We start from the raw sequence: 19,139 nt of genomic DNA, 5'->3' as shown, positions 1-19,139 counted from the left end.
TTGAATGTTTTAGGGCTTGTGAAAACAGGCCCTTTTTATCAACGTTCACTACGTCAGTTAAGATTTCATATTTACACAACGTTAATTTGTACTTTTTCTAACTGTTCTCACATTTAAAACTTGTTAATAACACCATGCTCAAACTTCCTCCACTTTCCCTTTATGTACACATTCCATGGTGCGTTCAAAAATGCCCTTATTGTGATTTTAATTCGCACGCACAAAAAGGCGATATACCAGAACAAGACTATATTCATCATCTTCTGAAAGATCTGCAGGCCGATTTACAGCGCTTTAAAGATTCTATTCAACAGCGAAAACTCCATTCAATTTTTATTGGTGGCGGTACGCCAAGTTTGTTCTCGGCAGAAAGCATTGCGTATCTCTTAAAAGAAATAAAAAAGCAGATTGATTTTGAAGATAATATTGAAATCACATTAGAAGCGAATCCCGGTACGGTAGAAGCTGAACGCTTTAAAGGTTATGTATCAGCAGGCATTACGCGAATTTCTATGGGAATACAAAGCTTTAATGATGACAAATTACAGCGTCTTGGGCGGATTCATAATGCAGCAGAGGCAAAAAGTGCGGTCAATTTAGCGAAAGTTTCTGGGCTAAAAAGTTTCAATTTAGATTTAATGCACGGTTTGCCAAACCAAACGTTGGAAGAAGCCTTAGATGATCTTCGCCAAGCTATTGAGCTATCTCCTCCTCACCTTTCTTGGTACCAGCTTACTATTGAGCCAAATACGATGTTTGCTTACCGCCCACCTAAATTGCCAGATGATGATGAGCTTTGGGATATTTTTGAACAAGGCCACCAACTGTTAACCGCGGCAGGCTACCAGCAATATGAAACATCGGCTTACGCAAAAGCGGGTTTTCAATGTAAACATAATTTGAATTATTGGCGGTTTGGGGATTATTTAGCTATTGGCTGTGGCGCACATGGGAAACTGACCTTCCCTAATGGCGAGATTACCCGCTTTTCTAAAACCAAGCACCCGAAAGGTTATTTGCGTGGCGAATATCTTTACGAAGAAAAAAACGTGCCAGAAATTGACCGCCCTTTTGAGTTTTTTATGAATCGCTTTCGTTTGTTAGAAGCGGTGCCCAAACAAGAATTTGAAGATTACACAGGTTTATCTCAAAGTGCGGTGAAAAATCAAATTGATTTTGCCATTCAACAAAACTATATTGTGGAAAACGCTGATTCTTGGCAAATCACTGAGCATGGCAAGTTATTTCTCAATGAACTATTGGAATTATTTTTAACGGAATCGTAGCTCATCCGTTAAACCTCTCATTGCTGAAAAATTACACTTGTTTATTAAATACTCTCGTAATAAAGTAACTCAATCGTTTACTTATTAGAATAAGGAAAAGAAATGAATCAATTAGAAATGAAAAAACTCGCCGCACAAGCCGCATTACAATATGTAAAAGCTGACACAATTGTTGGCGTGGGAAGCGGCTCCACGGTGAACTGCTTTATTGAGGCTTTAGGTACAATCAAAGATAAAATTCAAGGCGCAGTAGCGGCTTCAAAAGCATCAGAAGAATTATTACGTAAACAAGGTATCGAAGTATTTAATGCAAATGATGTCTCTAGCTTAGATATTTATGTGGATGGTGCGGATGAAATCAATCCACAAAAAATGATGATTAAAGGCGGCGGCGCAGCGCTCACTCGTGAAAAAATCGTCGCTGCATTAGCCAAAAAATTTATTTGTATTGTGGATTCTAGTAAACAAGTGGATGTTTTAGGTTCGACCTTCCCATTACCAGTTGAAGTTATTCCAATGGCTCGTTCACAAGTAGGTAGAAAATTAGCCGCACTTGGAGGCGCACCTGAATATCGTGAAGGCGTGGTGACAGACAACGGCAATGTGATTTTAGATGTGCATAACTTCACTATTTTAAATCCAGTCGAAATGGAAAAAGAATTAAACAACGTTGCGGGTGTCGTCACTAACGGGATATTCGCGTTACGCGGCGCAGACGTTGTGATTGTCGGTACGCCTGAAGGCGCCAAAATTATTGACTAATTCATAATAAAAATCATAAGGAAGCAAACATGACAAACAAAGTCTCTCTAGACAAATCAAAAATCAAATTTGTATTGTTTGAAGGTGTGCATCAAAGCGCACTTGATACGCTCCATACGGCAGGCTATACCAATATTGATTACTATAAAAAAGCGCTAGATGGTGATGAATTAAAAGAAGCCATTAAAGATGCACACTTTATCGGCTTGCGTTCTCGCACCCATTTAACGGCAGAAATGATTGAGGCAGCACCCAAATTAATCGCAGTGGGATGTTTCTGTATTGGTACTAACCAAGTCGATTTAAATGCGGCAAAAGCGCGTGGAATCCCTGTATTTAATGCCCCATTCTCAAACACTCGTTCTGTCGCAGAACTGGTATTAGGCGAGATTTTATTACTTATGCGCAATGTGCCACAGGCTAATGCCGAAGTACATCGCGGTGTCTGGAATAAATCAGCGACAGGATCTCATGAAGTTCGGGGTAAAAAATTAGGAATTATTGGTTACGGCCACATTGGTTCACAATTAAGTATTATTGCGGAATCATTAGGCATGGATGTACATTTCTACGATATCGAAAATAAACTTCCGCTCGGTAATGCCAAACAGGTTCGTAGCCTTGAAGAATTACTCAGTTCTTGCGATGTGGTTTCATTACATGTGCCAGAGCTGCCATCTACCAAAAACTTAATGAACGCTGAGCGTATCGCACAATTAAAACAAGGTGCCATTTTAATCAATGCTGCGCGTGGCACAGTGGTAGATATTGATGCTCTTGTTCAAGCCTTAAAAGACGGGAAAATTCACGGTGCCGCAATTGATGTATTCCCAATTGAACCTGCGTCAATTAATGAAGAATTTGTCTCACCGTTACGCGAATTTGATAATGTGATTTTAACGCCACATATCGGCGGTTCAACAGCGGAAGCGCAGGAAAATATCGGTTTTGAAGTAGCAGGTAAATTTGTCAAATATTCAGACAATGGTTCAACACTTTCTTCCGTCAACTTCCCTGAAGTATCTTTACCAGAACACGAGGGAACAAAACGTTTATTGCATATTCATGAAAATCGTCCTGGTATATTGAATAAACTGAACCAAATTTTCGTCGAAGCCAACCTCAATATTGCCGCGCAATATTTACAAACTGACCCGAAAATTGGTTATGTTGTCGTAGATGTAGAAACGAATGATGCATCGCCATTACTGACGAAATTGAAAGAAATCGATGGTACAATTCGTGCGCGAGTACTTTATTAGTTAGAAAATAACCCAACTTATAAGATAAGTTGGGTTATTTGTAGAGTATGAAAATTTTACTCGCTAGATTAAGTAAGGGAGAGCCTAGATTTTAGGATGGCTTCAGTTTAATTAAAAATTGTCTAGTTTTCCTAATTTCTTTCATAAGGTGCATCCGTTAAGGTCTTTAAAAAAGATTCTAGTGCATCAATTTCTGTATCAGTTAATGGTTTTCCTTTAAGCGCGTCGTGGCTTACAGTTGGTGCATATTCGGGCAAATCCCAAGGCTTACTGGTTTCTGGATTAATTTTTCGTGTAGGGTTATTGTAGCTATCTAAGAATAATAATACGGTGCGAAGTTCTTTAAATACTCCATTGTGCATGTAAGGTGCTGTAACTGCGACATTACGGAGTGTGGGCACTTTGAATTTTCCTTTTTGTTTTTCATCTCCCTTTACCATTGGATTATCGAGTAAGCCATTATCAATCCAGTTATTGTCTAATTTATTATGTGCAATTAAGGCTTCATTCTTAGGAACACCAAGATTGAAATAACGATAGTTTGTGAAAGTTTCTTCATCGTGATCGGCTGTTTGTAATTGATGACAATTACTACAATTTGTTTTTTCTTTATCAAAAAATAATGCCTTTCCTAAAGATTCTTGTTCTGTGAGGGTATCCTTTCCAGCTAAAGTGCGGTCGTATTTTGAGCTGAATTGGCTAAATAAATCTAAATGTTCAAAAGTAGCTAATGCTTGTTCCATAATGGCATATATTTTCTGATTATCTTTCCATATTTCGGCACCAAAATATTTTGTAATGTAATCTTTCACGGCTTGATTTTCTTCAATACGTTTTACTACATCTGCTTTATCTTTCATGCCCATTTCTACGGGGTTCAATGGCGGACCTCCGGCTTGTTCTGCAAGATTTTTTGCTCTACCATCCCAGAATTGTCCGCCCACATAATCTTTAATTTTTTCATCAAAATGGAAGCTAGGTGAATACTTAGCATAAAGTGCAGTTGGCGTGTTGCGGTTACCAAATTTTGTTGGATCATCTCCTTGAGAGACCATATGAGCGATGTCATTTTGACGCAAGTCAGCAAAGGCTGCTGCTGGCATATGGCAAGTGGAGCAGGATTGGGTCTTATTATGAGAGAGGGATTTATCAAAAAAGAAAACTTCTCCAAGACCGAGTAAAATAGGATCGATTTTTGTTTCCTGTGCTAGACATAGAGTGGGGAAAATTAACATAGGAAGTAATAATTTTTTCATTTAGACTCCAATAAAAAATAGGCAAAAACAAACCGCACTTTGGGTTTTATTCTGTATGTTCACTCAAGAATCCACCGCTTTGGTGAGCCCATAGTTTTGCATATAGTCCATTTTGTTCCAGTAATTCAGCATGGGTACCTTGTTCGACAATTTGTCCTTTATCAAGCACAATCAGGCGATCCATAGCCGCGATAGTGGATAAACGATGGGCAATAGCAATTACTGTTTTATTTTCCATCATCTTATCGAGACTTTCTTGTATTGCCACTTCTACTTCAGAATCCAGTGCGCTTGTGGCTTCATCCAACAATAGAATTGGTGCATCTTTTAACATGACACGAGCAATAGCAATGCGCTGACGCTGACCACCTGAAAGTTTTACACCGCGTTCACCCACATGGGCATCATAGCCTTTTCTGCCCTGAGCATCAGTAAGGAATGGAATGAAATCAGCGGCTTCCGCTCGTTCAGCAGCTAAAACCATTTCTTCATCTGTAGCATTAGGTCGTCCATAAATAATATTGTCACGAACAGAGCGATGTAGCAGCGAAGTGTCTTGAGTCACTAAACCGATTTGGCAGCGTAGGCTTTCTTGTTGCACATCTAGTACATTTTGCCCGTCAATGGTAATCGCACCTTGTTGTGCTTCATAGAAACGAAGCAACAAGTTCACAATTGTAGATTTTCCTGCACCTGAGCGACCGATTAGCCCAACTTTTTCGCCAGGTTTGATGGTAAGATTGAAATGATTGAGCAATGGTTTTGTCGGATCATAAGCAAAGGTAATATCGTTAAATTTAATTTCCCCTTGTTTCACTTGTAACGGCGATGCTTGTGGTTTATCTACAATGGTATGAGGTTTAGTTAAAGTATTCATTCCGTCATTTACGGTTCCGATATTTTCAAACAAACGGGCAGATTCCCACATAATCCAGCGAGATAGTCCATTTACTCGTAATGCCATTGCCGTTGCAGTTGCTATTGCACCCACGCCAACTTGACCATTTTTCCATAAGATAATTCCGAGTACGGCGGTGCTTAGTGTAAGTAAAATATTAGCTGCATAAGTGAGCGTGTCCAGTGATGTTGCTAAGCGCATTTGGGCGTGTACCGTCACCATAAAATCTTCCATAGAACGTTTGGCATAAGCGGCCTCTCGCGAACCATGAGAGAATAATTTTACTGTGGCAATATTGGAATAAGCATCTGTAATGCGTCCTGTCATTAAAGAGCGAGCATCAGCTTGTCGTTGTGCCGTTTTTGATAATTTAGGAATGAGGGTTCGTAGGATAAAAATAAAAATCGTAATCCAAGCAATAAATGGCAGTAAGAACCAAGAATCTAATGCTGCGAGAACTAATCCTGATGTAATAAAATATACGATGACATATACAAACATATCCGCCAGTGTGAGCACTGTATCACGAACAGCAAGTGCGGTTTGCATTACTTTGGCAGATACTCTGCCAGCAAATTCATCTTGATAAAAACTCAAACTTTGCCCAAGCATTAAACGATGGAAATTCCAACGTAATCGCATTGGAAATACGCCTTGTAAGGTTTGTAAACGTACGGTAGAGGCTAAAAATCCCCACACAATGCTAACAAGTAATAGGGCAGCCATGCCAATTAATAAATGACCTTTTTCTTGCCATAATGTCTCAGGTGTAAATGTCCCTAACCAATCTACAAGCGTTCCCATAAATTGGAATAATATGGCTTCCATTACACCAGTACCAACCGTTAGCACTGTCAGTAAGAGAATCCAGCTTTTCATTCCTTCAATGCTAGACCAAATAAAACGCAATAAGCCTTTTTTAGGTGTTGTTGGATTACCTTCTGGATAAGGATTTAAGCGGTTTTCAAACCACGAAAAAATTTTGTTAAACATATCTTTTCCTTAAAAAGAAAAGGCAACAGATGTTGCCTTTCAAAAAACTTGGAGATTATAGCGCAAAAATTCTCCAATTTATAGGCTGGCAGATTTTCTGTATTGGCTTGGCGAAAGTTGGTAGTAATTCTTGAAGGCTTTACTAAAATGCGCTTCCGATTGATACCCTACCTCTAAAGCAATGGCAAGCACAGATTGTTGGGATTGTTTTAATAAAAATGCTGCCGATTGTAACCGCACTTGAGTAATAAAACGCCCTGGCGACATACCAAGTTGTTGTTGAAAAACACGAATAAAGTTTGCACGAGACATTGCAGAAAGATCGGCTAATTGTTCAATTCTCCAATCTTCTTGAGGGCGTTGTAATATCGCACCTAGCACTGCATTTAGTCGCTTGTCTTGCAACGCGAGTAGCACACCGCCAGTAATTAAGTTCTCTTGAATCGCATGGCGTAAAATATAAATTAAAAGTACATTGGAAAGTGCATCGACGACTGATTTTGTACCTGCATCGTTTTTTTGTGCTTCTTGTAGAAAAAGCTGAACCAAAGGATGAATCGGTGTATCACATAAATTGAGATGCAAGTATTCAGGCATAGAAGCTGTAAGGAGAGCATCTTGCTGATAATAAAATGCTCCACAGAACATTTTTAAATCTGGTGTGCCTTGCCCTACTTGATACAATTCAAATGCACCTTGCCAGCTTTTTTTCAATGATGCGTCCTTTGTTTGGTTGGATGAATGACGCATAAAGTGCGGTTGATTTTGGGGAAGGAAAAAGATATCACCTTCCTTTAAATGAAATTGCTTTTGTCCGAGTGTAAGCCAGCATTCGCCTTGTTCAATAAGATGAAATACGCCTTTTCCTGCATCTTTTTCTTGATGGGCAACTTGCCATTCACCTTGAAATTCACAGCGAATATTAATTTCCCCACGCACTTGTGCTAAATGGGTGAGTTTATCTAAATAATCCATAATGAGATGTTAGCGATAAAAATTGAGATAAATAAGCAAGTATCATAATCTAATCTGCCTATAATTTGCCACACCAGTTCGTTATTAATTCAATATATTTAGGAGAACATTATGTTTGCAGATTGGAAAGAAGAAACATCACACGTTAAAAAATCATTTGGTGCGTTAGGTAAACAATATCCAAAAATGTTACAAGCTTATCAAGCATTAGGCGCAGCAGCGGCAGAAGGCAATGTGCTTGACGCTAAAACTCGTGAACTTATCGCATTAGCAGTTGCGGTAACAACTCGTTGCGAAAGCTGCATTAGCGTACACGCAGAAGAAGCTGTAAAAGCTGGCGCAAGCGAAGCTGAAGTGGCAGCAGCATTAGCAATGTCTATCGCATTAAATGCAGGCGCTGCTTATACTTATTCTTTACGTGCATTGGAAGCATATAACGTACAGAAAGGTTAATTACCCGTTATTCCATAGAGTTAAGTTGATTAAAATGAGCGTTATCTTCTGGTGATGCTCATTTTTCTATTCAGGTGTAATCCATTCGACAGCCCAGCTTCCTGTACCTTCTGGAACTAATGTTTTTGTGAGATAAGGCAAAATTTCTTTCATTTGGGTTTCTAATGTCCAAGGTGGATTAATTACTACCATACCGCTTGCTGTCATACCTCGTTGATCGCTATCAGGACGAACAGCGAGTTCAATTCTTAGAATTTTTCTAATCCCCGTTGCTTCTAATCCCTTAAAAATACGTTTAGTTTGTTGGCGTAATACAATGGGATACCAAATCGCATAGGTACCAGTGGCAAAACGTTTATAACCTTCTTCAATCGCTTTGACGACGAGATCATAATCTTCTTTTAATTCATAAGGCGGATCGATTAGCACCAAGCCGCGACGTTCTTTTGGAGGTAGTGTTGCTTTGACTTGTTGAAAGCCATTGTCACATTTTACGGTGACATTTTTGTAGTCACTAAAATTATTGCGAAGAATTGGATAATCGCTAGGATGAAGTTCGGTCAATAGTGCGCGATCTTGTGGGCGCAATAATTCCGCGGCAATTAACGGTGAGCCAGCGTAATAACGTAGTTCTTTGCCACCATAATTGAGTTTTTTGATCATTTTTACATAACGAGCAACATCTTCGGGTAAGTCTGTTTGATCCCACAAGCGTTCAATACCTTCTTTATATTCCCCCGTTTTTTCTGATTCGTTTGAGGATAAACGATAACGCCCTACGCCAGAGTGCGTATCTAAGTAAAAAAAGCCTTTTTCTTTGAGTTTAAGATTTTCCAAAATGAGCATTAAGACGATATGTTTCAAGACATCAGCATGATTGCCCGCATGGAATGAGTGACGATAACTCAGCATAATATATCCTTTGTTTAACAACGAAGGCGAGCCAATTGACTCACCTGATTATGCACTAAAGTGCGGTCATTTTTAGAAGAGTTCTTCTGGCTGGCTAACTGGCACGGGCGCTTTTCCTCCAGTACCATTTAAGCGTTGTTGTAATTCTGGTGGAACATAGTAACCGCGTTCTTGCATTTCGGAAACGTACGTACGGGTTGGTTCAGTTCCCACAATAAAGTATTCTTTTCGTCCACTGGATGGAGAGAGTAAACCAGTCATCGTATCAATACTTTTTTCCATAATTTTTGGAGGTAACGGTAATTTACGTTCTGGTTTGTCGCTCAATGCAGTTTTCATATAAGCGACCCAAGCTGGCATTGCAGTTTTCGCACCTGCTTCACCTTTACCTAATTCGCGTTTGTTGTCATCAAACCCGACATAAGTTGTGGTTACTAAGTTTGCACCAAATCCCGCATACCAAGCCACTTTTGCACTATTGGTGGTACCTGTTTTGCCGCCTATATCGCTACGTTTAATGGTTTGTGCGATACGCCAGCTGGTTCCTTTCCAGCTTAAACCTTGTTCACCATAAATCGCCGTATTTAAGGCGCTACGGATTAAAAATGCTAACTCACCACTGATTACTCGAGGGGCATATTCTGTTTTAGATGAACCATTTTTTGCATCCGCCATTAAATCAATCGCATCTTCTTTAAGTGCGGTGACATTTGACTGTAATTCTGGCAGTTCAGGTACAGTTTCAGGTTGTTGATCAACTTCTTCACCGTTTGTACTGTCATCTGATGGTTTTAAGGCATTTTCGCCTAAAGGAATATTCGCAAATCCGTTGATTTTATCTTTCGTTTCACCATAAACAACTGGGATATCATTACACTCAATACAAGCAATTTTAGGGTTTGCAACAAATAAGTCTTTACCCGCGTTATCTTGAATTTTTTCAATGATATAAGGTTCAATAAGGAAACCGCCATTATCAAACACCGCATAAGCTCTAGCCATTTCTAATGGTGTGAAAGAGGCAGCGCCAAGCGCTAAGGCTTCACTAGCAAAATATTGATCACGTTTAAAACCAAAACGTTGTAAAAATTCTGCTGTGAAATCAATACCTGCCGTTTGGATCGCACGAATAGCAATCATATTTTTAGATTGACCTAATCCTACTCGTAAACGCATTGGGCCATCATAACGATCAGGTGAATTTTTTGGTTGCCACAGTTTTTGTCCAGGTTTTTGAATAGAAATTGGGCTGTCTTGTAATACACTAGAAAGCGTTAAGCCTTTTTCTAATGCCGCTGCGTAAATAAATGGTTTGATAGAAGAACCCACTTGAACTAAGGATTGTGTCGCACGGTTGAACTTACTTTGTTCATAGCTAAAGCCACCAACAATTGCTTCAATCGCACCATTATCTGAGTTAAGCGATACTAATGCAGAGTTAGCTGCTGGAATTTGTCCTAATTGCCATTCACCATTAGTGCGTTGACGAATCCAAATTTGCTCACCTACTTTTACAGGATTGCTTCTGCCAGTCCAACGCATTGCATTAGTGGAGAGCGTCATTTTTTCACCAGATGCTAATAATAGATCCGCACCACCTTTTGCCATGCCAACCACAGCCGCTGGAATAAATGGTTCAGAATCTGGCAATTTACGTAAAAATGCTAGAATACGTTCATCATCCCAAGCCGCTTCATTTTTTTGCCATAAAGGCTCACCACCACGATACCCACGACGCATATCGTAATCAATTAAGTTGTTACGTACGGCTTTTTGGGCTTCAGCTTGGTCTTTTGAAAGTACAGTGGTAAATACTTTATAACCACTGGTGTAGGCATTTTCTTCACCAAAACGGCGAACCATTTCTTGGCGTACCATTTCAGTGACATAATCAGCACGAAATTCAAATTTTGCACCATGATAACTGGCGACGATAGGCTCTTTTAATGCAGCATCATATTCTTCTTTGCTGATGTATTTTTCATCTAACATTCGGCTTAGCACTACATTGCGGCGTTCTTCTGAACGTTTTAAAGAATAAAGTGGGTTCATGGTTGAAGGTGCTTTTGGTAAGCCTGCGATAATGGCCATTTCCGATAATGTCAATTCATTTAATGATTTACCGAAATAGGTTTGTGCGGCAGCCGCAACACCATAAGAACGATAGCCTAAAAAGATTTTATTTAAATAAAGCTCTAAGATTTCTTGTTTGGTGAGGGTATTTTCAATTTCTACCGCAAGCACGGCTTCACGAGCTTTACGAATAATAGTTTTTTCTGGGGTTAAGAAAAAGTTACGCGCTAATTGTTGGGTGATCGTACTTGCACCTTGTGATGCGCCACCATTATTCACAGCAACAAATAATGCGCGAGCAATGCCGATAGGATCGAGACCATGGTGATCATAAAAGCGGCTATCTTCCGTTGCTAAAAATGCATCAATTAAGCGTTGTGGTACATCTGCTAATTTCACTGGAATACGTCGTTGCTCACCCACTTCACCAATTAATTTACCGTCGGCCGTATAAATCTGCATTGGCTGTTGTAATTCAACGGTTTTTAATGCTTCTACTGAGGGCAATTCTGATTTTAGGTGGAAATACAGCATTCCGCCTGCGACTAAACCTAAAATACATAAAGTTAATAAGGTGCTAAATATTAATTTTGCGATCCGCATCGTAAAATTCTCGCTTTGTTAATGAATATTCTTGTCAAGAGACCTATGATTTAGCTGCTAAGTATAAAAGATTCAGCCTTTAAAGAATAGGAAAGAATATGCAATTCTCCCGGAAAAATCACCGCACTTTACAAATTGGTATTCACCGTAAGCAGGGTTATTTTGATTTCGTGTGGTTTGATGAGTTAGAACAACCACAATGTTATCAAATCTTTGTTAATGATAAAGATTTTAAAAATCGTTTTTTACAACATTTAAAAATACAATTTCAAGGGAAAAACTTTCCTTTGCAGTTTGTGGCAAGTATTTCTGCTCATTTGACTTGGTCGAAAGTATTAATGTTACCGCAACTATTAAATTCACAAGAATGTCATCAACAATGTAAATTTGTGATTGAGAAAGAGTTACCTATTCCTTTGGATGAATTGTGGTTTGATTATATTTCTACTCCGTTAAAGCAAGGTTTTCGTTTAGAGATTACGGCCATTCGAGAGGCGAGTGCTCAAACTTATCTGCAGGATTTTCAACCATTTAGAATTAATGTGTTAGATGTTGTTCCTCATAGCATCTTGCGTGCATTTCAATATTTGTTGAATGAACAAGTGCGGTCAGAAAATACCTTATTTTTATTTCAAGAAGATGATTATTGTTTGGCGATTTGTGAAAGAACTCAGCAATCGCAAATTTTACAATCTCATGAAAATCTCACTGTACTTTATGAGCAGTTTACGGAACGTTTTGAGGGAAAACTTGAACAAGTTTTTGTGTATCAAATTCCTTCAAGTCATACGGGATTACTAGAAAACTGGCAGCGGGTAGAAACGGATTTACCCTTTATTGCGCTTGGTAACGCACTATGGCAAAAAGATTTATATCAACAAAAAATGGGTAACTAAATGTCGATGAATTTATTACCTTGGCGTACTTATCAACATCAAAAGCGTTTACGTCGTTTAGTTTTTTATTTCGCTTTATTTATCTTACTTGCGATCAATTTAGCCTTAGCTTTTAGCCATTTGATTGAACAACAGAAACAAAATTTGCAGGTGCAGCAAAAGTTATTTGAGCAACTCAATCAGCAACTTCACAAAACTGCCACTCAAATTGATCTGTTACGTAGTGCGGTGAAAGTTGGTGAAGTTTTGCAATCTCTCACGAATGGGCAAGTTCAAAATAGTTTGCAGCGATTAAGTGAATTGCCTCTTCAAAAAGGCGAATTAAACCGATTTAAACAAGATGCCTATAACTTAAGTTTGGAAGGTCGAGCACAAGATCAAACAGAATTTGAATCGGTACATCAATTTTTAAATAAACATTTTCCCAATGTGAAATTAAGTCAAGTTCAGCCTGAACAACATACATTGTTTTTTCGCTTTGATATGGAGCAAGGAGAGGAAAAGTGAAAGCCTTTTTTAACGATCCTTTTACTCCTTTTGGAAAATGGCTAAGTCAGCCTTTTTATGTACACGGTTTAACTTTTTTATTGTTATTAAGTGTGGTGATTTTTCGCCCCGTTTTAGATTATATCGAGGGGAGCTCGCGTTTTCATGAAATCGAAAATGAGTTAGCGGTGAAACGTTCAGAATTGTTACATCAACAGAAAATTTTAACTTCTTTACAGCAGCAATCGGAAAGTCGAAAACTTTCTCCAGAACTGGCTGCACAAATTATGCCTTTGAATAAACAAATTCAACGTTTAGCTGCGCGTAACGGTTTATCTCAGAATTTACGTTGGGAAATGGGGCAACAGCCTATTTTGCATTTACAGCTTACTGGGCATTTTGAAAAAACGAAGACATTTTTAACCGCACTTTTAGCTAATACGTCACCGCTTTCTGTCAGTCGGCTGCAATTTATGAAACCCGAAGACGGCCCATTGCAAACCGAGATCATTTTTCAGCTAGATAAGGAGGCAAAATGAAGTATTGGTTTTTCCTAGTTGCATTATTTTTTATGAATTGCAGTTGGGGACAAGATCCTTTCGATAAAACACAGCGTAACCTTTCTCAGTTTGATAACGCACAAACAGTAATGGAGCAGACAGAAATAATTTCCTCTGATGTACCTAATAATCAATGCGGAGTGGATGAAAATCGCCAAGCGGCTGAAATTCCTTTGAACGCTTTAAAATTGGTGGGGGTAGTGATTTCTAAAGATAAAGCGTTGGCGTTATTGCTGGATCAGGATTTGCAAATTTACAGCGTTTTAGAGGGCGTTGATGTGGCTAAAGAGGGCTATCTAGTGGAAAAAATTCATCAAAATAAAGTGCAATTTATGCGTAAGCTCGGTGAGCAATGTGATAGCACTGAACAGAAAGAATTAAGTTTTTAAAGGAAGATTATGAAGAAATATCTTTTAAAGTGCGGTTGTTTTTTAATGTGTTTTGGGTTGCCATTAATCGTTTTTGCGAATCTCAAAACTGATAATGAACGTTTTTTTATTCGTTTATCGCAAGCGCCTTTAGCTCAAACTCTGGAGCAATTAGCTTTTCAACATGATATCAATTTAGTGATGGATGAGACGCTAGAAGGCAATGTTTCGTTGAAATTAGACAATATTGATATGCCACGTTTGCTGCAAATAATTGCTAAAAGTAAGAAGCTTACTTTGAATAAAGATGAGGGCATTTACTATCTGAATGGAGGGCAACCAGGCAAAGGTCAAGTAGCAGGAAATCTTGCTACAAATGAACCGCACTTAGTGAGTCATACGGTTAAACTCCATTTTGCTAAAGCCTCTGAATTAATGAAGTCCTTAACGACAGGAAGTGGCTCTTTGCTTTCTCCTGCTGGGAGCATTACCTTTGATGATCGCAGTAATTTACTGGTTATTCAGGATGAACCTCGTTCTGTACAAAATATCAAAAAACTAATTTCTGAAATGGATAAACCTATTGAGCAGATTGCTATTGAAGCGCGTATTGTGACGATAACAGATGAGAGTTTGAAAGAACTTGGCGTTCGGTGGGGGATTTTTAATCCAACGGAAAATGCGGGGCGTGTAGCGGGTAGCTTAGCCGGCAATGGCTTTGAAAATATTGCGGATAATCTTAATGTGAATTTTGCGACAACGACGACACCTGCTGGCTCGATAGCATTACAAGTCGCGAAAATTAATGGGCGATTGCTTGATTTAGAATTGAGCGCTTTAGAGCGTGAAAATAATGTGGAAATTATCGCAAGTCCCCGCTTACTCACTACCAATAAGAAAAGTGCGAGCATTAAACAGGGAACAGAAATTCCTTACGTCGTGAGCAACACTCGTAATGATACACAATCTGTGGAATTTCGTGAGGCAGTGCTTGGTTTGGAAGTGACGCCACATATTTCTAAAGATAACAATATTTTGCTTGATTTATTGGTGAGCCAAAATTCTCCAGGTTCTCGTGTCGCTTATGGACAAAATGAGGTGGTTTCTATTGATAAGCAAGAAATTAATACTCAGGTTTTTGCCAAAGATGGGGAAACCATTGTGCTTGGTGGCGTGTTCCACGATACGATCACAAAAAGCGAAGATAAAGTGCCAGTACTTGGCGATATACCAGGGATTAAACGATTGTTTAGTAAAGAAAGTGAACGACATCAAAAACGTGAGCTAGTGATTTTCGTGACACCGCATATTTTAAAAGCAGGAGAAACGTTAGAGGCTTTGAAGCAAAAAAGTGCGGGTAAAAAATAACTTTTTTAGATGATGAATTTTTTTAATTTTCGCTGTATCCACTGTCGTGGTAATCTTCATATCGCAAAAAATGGGCTATGTTCACGTTGCCAAAAACAAATTAAATCTTTTCTTTATTGCGGTCATTGTGGTGCGGAATTGCAATATTATGCGCAGCATTGTGGTAATTGCCTTAAACAAGAACCTAGTTGGGATAAGATAGTCATTATTGGGCATTATGTTGAGCCACTTTCTATATTGATTCACCGTTTTAAATTTCAAAATCAATTTTGGATTGACCGCACTTTAGCTCGACTTTTATATCTTGCGGTGCGTGATGCTAAACGAACGCATCAACTTAAATTACCAGAAGCAATCATTCCAGTGCCTTTATATCATTTTCGTCAGTGGCGACGGGGTTATAATCAGGCTGATTTATTATCTCAGCAATTAAGTCGTTGGCTGGGTATTCCTAATTTGAACAATATCGTAAAACGCGTGAGACACACGCATACTCAACGTGGTTTGACTGCAAAAGATCGTCGTCAGAATTTAAAAAATGCCTTTTCTCTTGCTGTTTCGAAAAATGAATTTCCTTATCGTCGTGTCGCGCTGGTGGATGATGTAATTACTACTGGTTCTACACTCAATGAAATCTCAAAATTATTGCGAAAATTAGGTGTAGAGGAGATCCAAGTGTGGGGGCTGGCGCGGGCTTAATATAAAGCACTGGAAAAAAAAGCGCGATGAGCGTATTATTCCCGATACTTTCTCTCAAGTATTTAGGACATAATATTATGGAACAAGCAACCCAGCAAATCGCTATTTCTGATGCCGCACAAGCGCATTTTCGAAAACTTTTAGACACGCAAGAAGAAGGAACGAATATTCGTATTTTCGTGGTTAATCCAGGCACACCTAACGCGGAATGTGGCGTATCTTATTGCCCACCGAATGCCGTAGAAGAAAGTGATTTTGAAATGAAATATGACACTTTTTCTGCATTTATTGATGAGGTCAGCCTGCCTTTCTTAGAAGAAGCAGAAATTGATTATGTTACCGAAGAACTTGGTGCGCAACTTACCTTAAAAGCACCAAATGCCAAAATGCGTAAGGTGGCTGATGATGCGCCATTAATTGAACGTGTTGAATATGTGATACAAACTCAAATTAATCCACAGCTTGCAAGTCATGGTGGACGCATAACCTTAATTGAAATTACTGAAGATGGTTACGCAATTTTACAATTTGGTGGTGGCTGTAATGGTTGCTCAATGGTGGACGTTACGTTAAAAGATGGCGTAGAAAAACAACTTATTAGCCTATTCCCTAATGAATTAAAAGGTGCAAAAGATGTAACCGAACATCAGCGTGGAGAGCACTCTTATTATTAGTGAGTGGTAAAAAGAAGATTTATAATAACCGCACTTTGAAAGTGCGGTTATTTTTATGGAGTAAAAAATGAAAACACTTCATCCAGATGATTTTGGTTATTGGTTGCTTACTCAAGGTTCGAATCTTTATTTGCTGAATAATGAGTTGCCTTGTGGTACGGCTAAAACGCTTGGAATGGAAGGGTTGCAGGCAATGCAAATCGGTGAATGGAAAAATCATCCGTTATGGCTTGTGGCTGAGCAAGAAAGTGATGAACGGGAATATGTAAGTTTGCGTGGATTACTTTCACTGTCAGAGGATGAATTCCATGTATTAAGCCGAGGTGTGGAAATTAATCATTTCCTGAAAACCCATAAATTTTGTGGAAAGTGCGGTCATAAAACACAACAAATTCAAGAAGAACTCGCCGTGCAATGTACTCACTGCGGGTATCGAACTTATCCTGTAATTTGCCCATCCATTATTGTTGCGGTTCGACGTGGCAAAGAAATATTGCTTGCTAATCACAAGCGTCATTATCACCCTAACGGAGGAATGTATACCACTCTTGCAGGTTTTGTAGAAGTCGGTGAAACATTTGAGCAAGCGGTGCGTAGAGAGGTTTTTGAGGAAACAGGGATTTTGATAAAAAATATTCGTTATTTTGGTAGCCAGCCTTGGGCATTTCCGAATTCTCAAATGGTCGGTTTTCTGGCTGATTATGAGAGAGGTGAAATTACTTTGCAGGAAAGTGAAATTCATGATGCGCAGTGGTTTTCTTATGATCAACCCTTGCCAGAATTACCGCCAACAGGTACTATCGCACATAAACTTATACATACGACGCTTGAGCTTTGTCGAGCAGAGGATAATCAGAAGGAAATCTAAATGTCAGTATTAAAAAATGATCGTTATTTAAAAGCTTTATTACGTGAATCAGTGGATTACACCCCTGTTTGGATGATGCGTCAAGCTGGACGTTATTTGCCTGAATATAAAGCGACGCGTGCCCAAGCAGGAGATTTTATGTCACTTTGTCGCAATGCTGACTTAGCTTGTGAGGTGACGCTCCAACCCCTTCGTCGTTATGATTTAGATGCTGCGATTTTATTTTCTGATATTTTGACTATTCCAGATGCTATGGGGCTAGGTTTAAGTTTTGGTGCGGGGGAAGGTCCTAAATTTGCCCGACCAATTGAGTGTAAAAGCGCGGTAGAAAATTTACCTATTCCAGATCCTGAGGACGAACTTCAATATGTTATGAATGCTGTACGCACAATTCGTGGTGAGCTAAAAGGCGAGGTACCTCTTATTGGTTTCTCTGGTAGTCCTTGGACATTAGCTACTTATATGGTAGAGGGTGGCTCAAGTAAGACCTTCGGAAAAATCAAAAAAATGATGTATTCTGATCCGAAAACACTTCATTTATTACTTGATAAACTGGCTGATTCCATCACGCTTTATTTGAATGCCCAAATTAAGGCTGGCGCTCAGGCTGTGATGATCTTTGATACTTGGGGCGGAGTGTTGGGACATAGAGAATATTTAGATTTCTCTCTTCAGTATATGCATAAAATTGTAGATGGATTGATTCGTGAGAATGATGGTCGTCGAGTCCCTGTCACATTGTTCACCAAAGGTGGTGGTTTATGGTTAGAAGCCATAGCTAATACCGGATGTGATGCGATTGGATTAGATTGGACAGTGAATCTTGCTGATGCCAAAGCACGTGTAGGGCATAAAGTTGCATTGCAGGGTAATATGGATCCAAGCGTGTTATATGCATCATCAGAGAGTATAGAACAAGAAGTTCAGTCAATTTTAGCTGATTTTGGTACTGGAAGTGGTCATGTATTTAATCTTGGGCATGGAATTCATCAAGATGTGCCAGAAAATGCACCTAAAGTTTTTGTAGATGCGGTGCACCATTATTCTAGAATCTATCATAAATAAGAGAATATCATGCGAAATCCAATTCATAAACGTTTGGAGAATTTAGAAAGTTGGCAACATCTTACTTTTATGGCTGCATTATGTGAACGAATGGCACCTAATTTCAATTTATTCTGTCAGATGAATAATCTTGAAATGGAAGTAAAGGTTTATCAAAACATACTTAATCTAGTATGGGAATATTTAACCGTAAAAGATGCGAAAATCAATTTTGAGAGTCAGCTTGAAAAATTAGAAGAAATTATTCCTGATGTAAATGATTATAATAGTTTTGGGGTTATTCCAGCGTTAGATGCGTGTCAATCTCTTTCAGAGATATTACACGGCATCATAGCGGGCGAAACCTTAGAAAGAGCGGTTGAAATTAGTCAAATTTCTTTAGGTACAATCACGAGTTTGCTAGAAACTGAAACAGGACGAGATTGGACTGAACATGAATTGAAAGAAAGTGAAGAGATCCAAGGTGAATTAGATATACAATGGCAAGTTTATCGTTTGCTTAAAGAGTGTGAAAAGCGAGATATTGCTTTAATTTTAGGCTTAAAGAATGAAATTAGAGCTGAAGGTATATCTAATATTGGTATAGAATTCCATCAATAATGTGATATTTGTCACAAAAAATGAAAATCTTTCTTTTATTTCTTTGAAAGTTAGATTATCCTTTGCAAAGCTATTGCGGTAA

General features: G+C 38.8%; 19 protein-coding genes. 14 read left to right on the top strand and 5 right to left on the bottom strand.

The window, feature by feature from the left end; translation table 11 throughout:
- Positions 1-134 precede the first annotated feature (134 nt).
- From hemW to serA, 3 genes are all read left to right on the top strand, one after another.
- On the top strand, positions 135-1,286 hold the full coding sequence (gene hemW, locus KKW16_RS05535) for a radical SAM family heme chaperone HemW (RefSeq protein WP_106013570.1): 1,152 nt from the start codon (positions 135-137) through the stop codon (positions 1,284-1,286).
- A 102-nt stretch (positions 1,287-1,388) separates the two neighbouring features.
- On the top strand, positions 1,389-2,048 hold the full coding sequence (rpiA, locus tag KKW16_RS05530) for a ribose-5-phosphate isomerase RpiA (RefSeq protein ID WP_005627100.1): 660 nt from the start codon (positions 1,389-1,391) through the stop codon (positions 2,046-2,048).
- Between the two features lie 29 nt (positions 2,049-2,077).
- The gene (serA, locus tag KKW16_RS05525) at positions 2,078-3,310 is read left to right on the top strand and encodes a phosphoglycerate dehydrogenase (protein ID WP_215768042.1); all 1,233 of its coding nucleotides are present in this window, start codon (positions 2,078-2,080) and stop codon (positions 3,308-3,310) included.
- 131 nt (positions 3,311-3,441) lie between these two features.
- On the opposite strand, the gene KKW16_RS05520 is transcribed toward serA, so the two are convergent.
- The 3 genes from KKW16_RS05520 to KKW16_RS05510 form a co-directional block, all read right to left on the bottom strand.
- A complete protein-coding gene (locus KKW16_RS05520; RefSeq protein WP_215768041.1) occupies positions 3,442-4,566 on the bottom strand; it encodes a cytochrome-c peroxidase in 1,125 nt (374 codons plus the stop codon).
- 46 nt (positions 4,567-4,612) lie between these two features.
- Positions 4,613-6,457, bottom strand: coding sequence for an ABC transporter ATP-binding protein (locus tag KKW16_RS05515; RefSeq protein ID WP_215768040.1), 1,845 nt, complete (start codon positions 6,455-6,457; stop codon positions 4,613-4,615).
- 78 nt (positions 6,458-6,535) lie between these two features.
- Positions 6,536-7,432: a cupin domain-containing protein gene (locus tag KKW16_RS05510; protein ID WP_118805640.1), complete on the bottom strand. Its 897-nt coding sequence runs from the start codon at positions 7,430-7,432 to the stop codon at positions 6,536-6,538.
- Positions 7,433-7,543: 111 nt separating this feature from the next.
- Here KKW16_RS05510 and KKW16_RS05505 point away from each other — a divergent pair, with 111 nt between their 5' ends.
- A complete protein-coding gene (locus KKW16_RS05505) occupies positions 7,544-7,885 on the top strand; it encodes a carboxymuconolactone decarboxylase family protein (protein WP_005627672.1) in 342 nt (113 codons plus the stop codon).
- Between the two features lie 66 nt (positions 7,886-7,951).
- Here the strand turns inward: KKW16_RS05505 and KKW16_RS05500 are convergent, their stop codons facing one another.
- Both KKW16_RS05500 and KKW16_RS05495 read right to left on the bottom strand, forming a co-directional pair.
- On the bottom strand, positions 7,952-8,797 hold the full coding sequence (locus KKW16_RS05500) for a 23S rRNA (adenine(2030)-N(6))-methyltransferase RlmJ (protein ID WP_215768039.1): 846 nt from the start codon (positions 8,795-8,797) through the stop codon (positions 7,952-7,954).
- 72 nt (positions 8,798-8,869) lie between these two features.
- Positions 8,870-11,473: a penicillin-binding protein 1A gene (locus KKW16_RS05495; RefSeq protein WP_215768038.1), complete on the bottom strand. Its 2,604-nt coding sequence runs from the start codon at positions 11,471-11,473 to the stop codon at positions 8,870-8,872.
- Positions 11,474-11,571: 98 nt separating this feature from the next.
- Between KKW16_RS05495 and KKW16_RS05490 the strand changes: the two genes are divergently transcribed.
- The 10 genes from KKW16_RS05490 to KKW16_RS05445 all read left to right on the top strand — a co-directional run bounded on the left by KKW16_RS05490 (position 11,572) and on the right by KKW16_RS05445 (position 19,057).
- The gene (locus tag KKW16_RS05490; protein WP_215768037.1) at positions 11,572-12,369 is read left to right on the top strand and encodes a type IV pilus biogenesis protein PilM; all 798 of its coding nucleotides are present in this window, start codon (positions 11,572-11,574) and stop codon (positions 12,367-12,369) included.
- A complete protein-coding gene (locus KKW16_RS05485) occupies positions 12,370-12,876 on the top strand; it encodes a PilN family protein (RefSeq protein ID WP_215768036.1) in 507 nt (168 codons plus the stop codon).
- Positions 12,873-13,394: a competence protein ComC gene (gene comC / locus KKW16_RS05480; protein ID WP_215768035.1), complete on the top strand. Its 522-nt coding sequence runs from the start codon at positions 12,873-12,875 to the stop codon at positions 13,392-13,394. The genes KKW16_RS05485 and comC overlap by 4 nt, the downstream gene beginning before the upstream one ends.
- A complete protein-coding gene (locus tag KKW16_RS05475; RefSeq protein ID WP_215768034.1) occupies positions 13,391-13,804 on the top strand; it encodes a competence protein in 414 nt (137 codons plus the stop codon). The genes comC and KKW16_RS05475 overlap by 4 nt, the downstream gene beginning before the upstream one ends.
- A gap of 9 nt (positions 13,805-13,813) precedes the next feature.
- Positions 13,814-15,151 carry a type IV pilus secretin PilQ family protein gene (locus KKW16_RS05470; protein WP_215768033.1) on the top strand — a complete coding sequence of 446 codons (1,338 nt, stop codon included), beginning with the start codon at positions 13,814-13,816 and terminating at the stop codon, positions 15,149-15,151.
- Between the two features lie 12 nt (positions 15,152-15,163).
- Positions 15,164-15,850, top strand: a complete 687-nt coding sequence (locus tag KKW16_RS05465; RefSeq protein WP_215768115.1) for a ComF family protein — start codon at positions 15,164-15,166, stop codon at positions 15,848-15,850.
- 77 nt (positions 15,851-15,927) lie between these two features.
- On the top strand, positions 15,928-16,524 hold the full coding sequence (gene nfuA, locus KKW16_RS05460; RefSeq protein WP_005634545.1) for a Fe-S biogenesis protein NfuA: 597 nt from the start codon (positions 15,928-15,930) through the stop codon (positions 16,522-16,524).
- Between the two features lie 67 nt (positions 16,525-16,591).
- Positions 16,592-17,392 carry an NAD(+) diphosphatase gene (nudC, locus tag KKW16_RS05455; protein ID WP_215768032.1) on the top strand — a complete coding sequence of 267 codons (801 nt, stop codon included), beginning with the start codon at positions 16,592-16,594 and terminating at the stop codon, positions 17,390-17,392.
- Entirely contained in the window at positions 17,393-18,457 is a 1,065-nt protein-coding gene (gene hemE, locus KKW16_RS05450; RefSeq protein WP_215768031.1) for a uroporphyrinogen decarboxylase, read from the top strand.
- Positions 18,458-18,466: 9 nt separating this feature from the next.
- A complete protein-coding gene (locus tag KKW16_RS05445; protein ID WP_048952928.1) occupies positions 18,467-19,057 on the top strand; it encodes a YjaG family protein in 591 nt (196 codons plus the stop codon).
- Positions 19,058-19,139: the final 82 nt, after the last annotated feature.

Source organism: Haemophilus sp. SZY H8 (assembly GCF_018829755.1).
Taxonomy (GTDB): Bacteria; Pseudomonadota; Gammaproteobacteria; order Enterobacterales; family Pasteurellaceae; genus Haemophilus; species Haemophilus haemolyticus_K.
The sequence above is the reverse complement of the archived record's forward strand: the minus strand, read 5'-3'. Positions and strand labels throughout refer to the sequence as shown.

Bases quoted from the DNA above. Each gene is read 5' to 3' on its own strand.
- KKW16_RS05510 (WP_118805640.1), bottom strand. From the start codon at position 7,432: ATGGATTATTTAGATAAACTCACCCATTTAGCACAAGTGCGTGGGGAA.
- KKW16_RS05490 (WP_215768037.1), top strand. From the start codon at position 11,572: ATGCAATTCTCCCGGAAAAATCACCGCACTTTACAAATTGGTATTCAC.
- KKW16_RS05520 (WP_215768041.1), bottom strand. From the start codon at position 4,566: ATGAAAAAATTATTACTTCCTATGTTAATTTTCCCCACTCTATGTCTA.
- KKW16_RS05465 (WP_215768115.1), top strand. From the start codon at position 15,164: ATGAATTTTTTTAATTTTCGCTGTATCCACTGTCGTGGTAATCTTCAT.
- serA (WP_215768042.1), top strand. From the start codon at position 2,078: ATGACAAACAAAGTCTCTCTAGACAAATCAAAAATCAAATTTGTATTG.
- KKW16_RS05445 (WP_048952928.1), top strand. From the start codon at position 18,467: ATGCGAAATCCAATTCATAAACGTTTGGAGAATTTAGAAAGTTGGCAA.
- hemE (WP_215768031.1), top strand. From the start codon at position 17,393: ATGTCAGTATTAAAAAATGATCGTTATTTAAAAGCTTTATTACGTGAA.
- KKW16_RS05505 (WP_005627672.1), top strand. From the start codon at position 7,544: ATGTTTGCAGATTGGAAAGAAGAAACATCACACGTTAAAAAATCATTT.
- KKW16_RS05500 (WP_215768039.1), bottom strand. From the start codon at position 8,797: ATGCTGAGTTATCGTCACTCATTCCATGCGGGCAATCATGCTGATGTC.
- KKW16_RS05515 (WP_215768040.1), bottom strand. From the start codon at position 6,457: ATGTTTAACAAAATTTTTTCGTGGTTTGAAAACCGCTTAAATCCTTAT.
- KKW16_RS05495 (WP_215768038.1), bottom strand. From the start codon at position 11,473: ATGCGGATCGCAAAATTAATATTTAGCACCTTATTAACTTTATGTATT.
- KKW16_RS05485 (WP_215768036.1), top strand. From the start codon at position 12,370: ATGTCGATGAATTTATTACCTTGGCGTACTTATCAACATCAAAAGCGT.
- KKW16_RS05470 (WP_215768033.1), top strand. From the start codon at position 13,814: ATGAAGAAATATCTTTTAAAGTGCGGTTGTTTTTTAATGTGTTTTGGG.
- rpiA (WP_005627100.1), top strand. From the start codon at position 1,389: ATGAATCAATTAGAAATGAAAAAACTCGCCGCACAAGCCGCATTACAA.
- hemW (WP_106013570.1), top strand. From the start codon at position 135: ATGCTCAAACTTCCTCCACTTTCCCTTTATGTACACATTCCATGGTGC.
- nudC (WP_215768032.1), top strand. From the start codon at position 16,592: ATGAAAACACTTCATCCAGATGATTTTGGTTATTGGTTGCTTACTCAA.
- nfuA (WP_005634545.1), top strand. From the start codon at position 15,928: ATGGAACAAGCAACCCAGCAAATCGCTATTTCTGATGCCGCACAAGCG.
- KKW16_RS05475 (WP_215768034.1), top strand. From the start codon at position 13,391: ATGAAGTATTGGTTTTTCCTAGTTGCATTATTTTTTATGAATTGCAGT.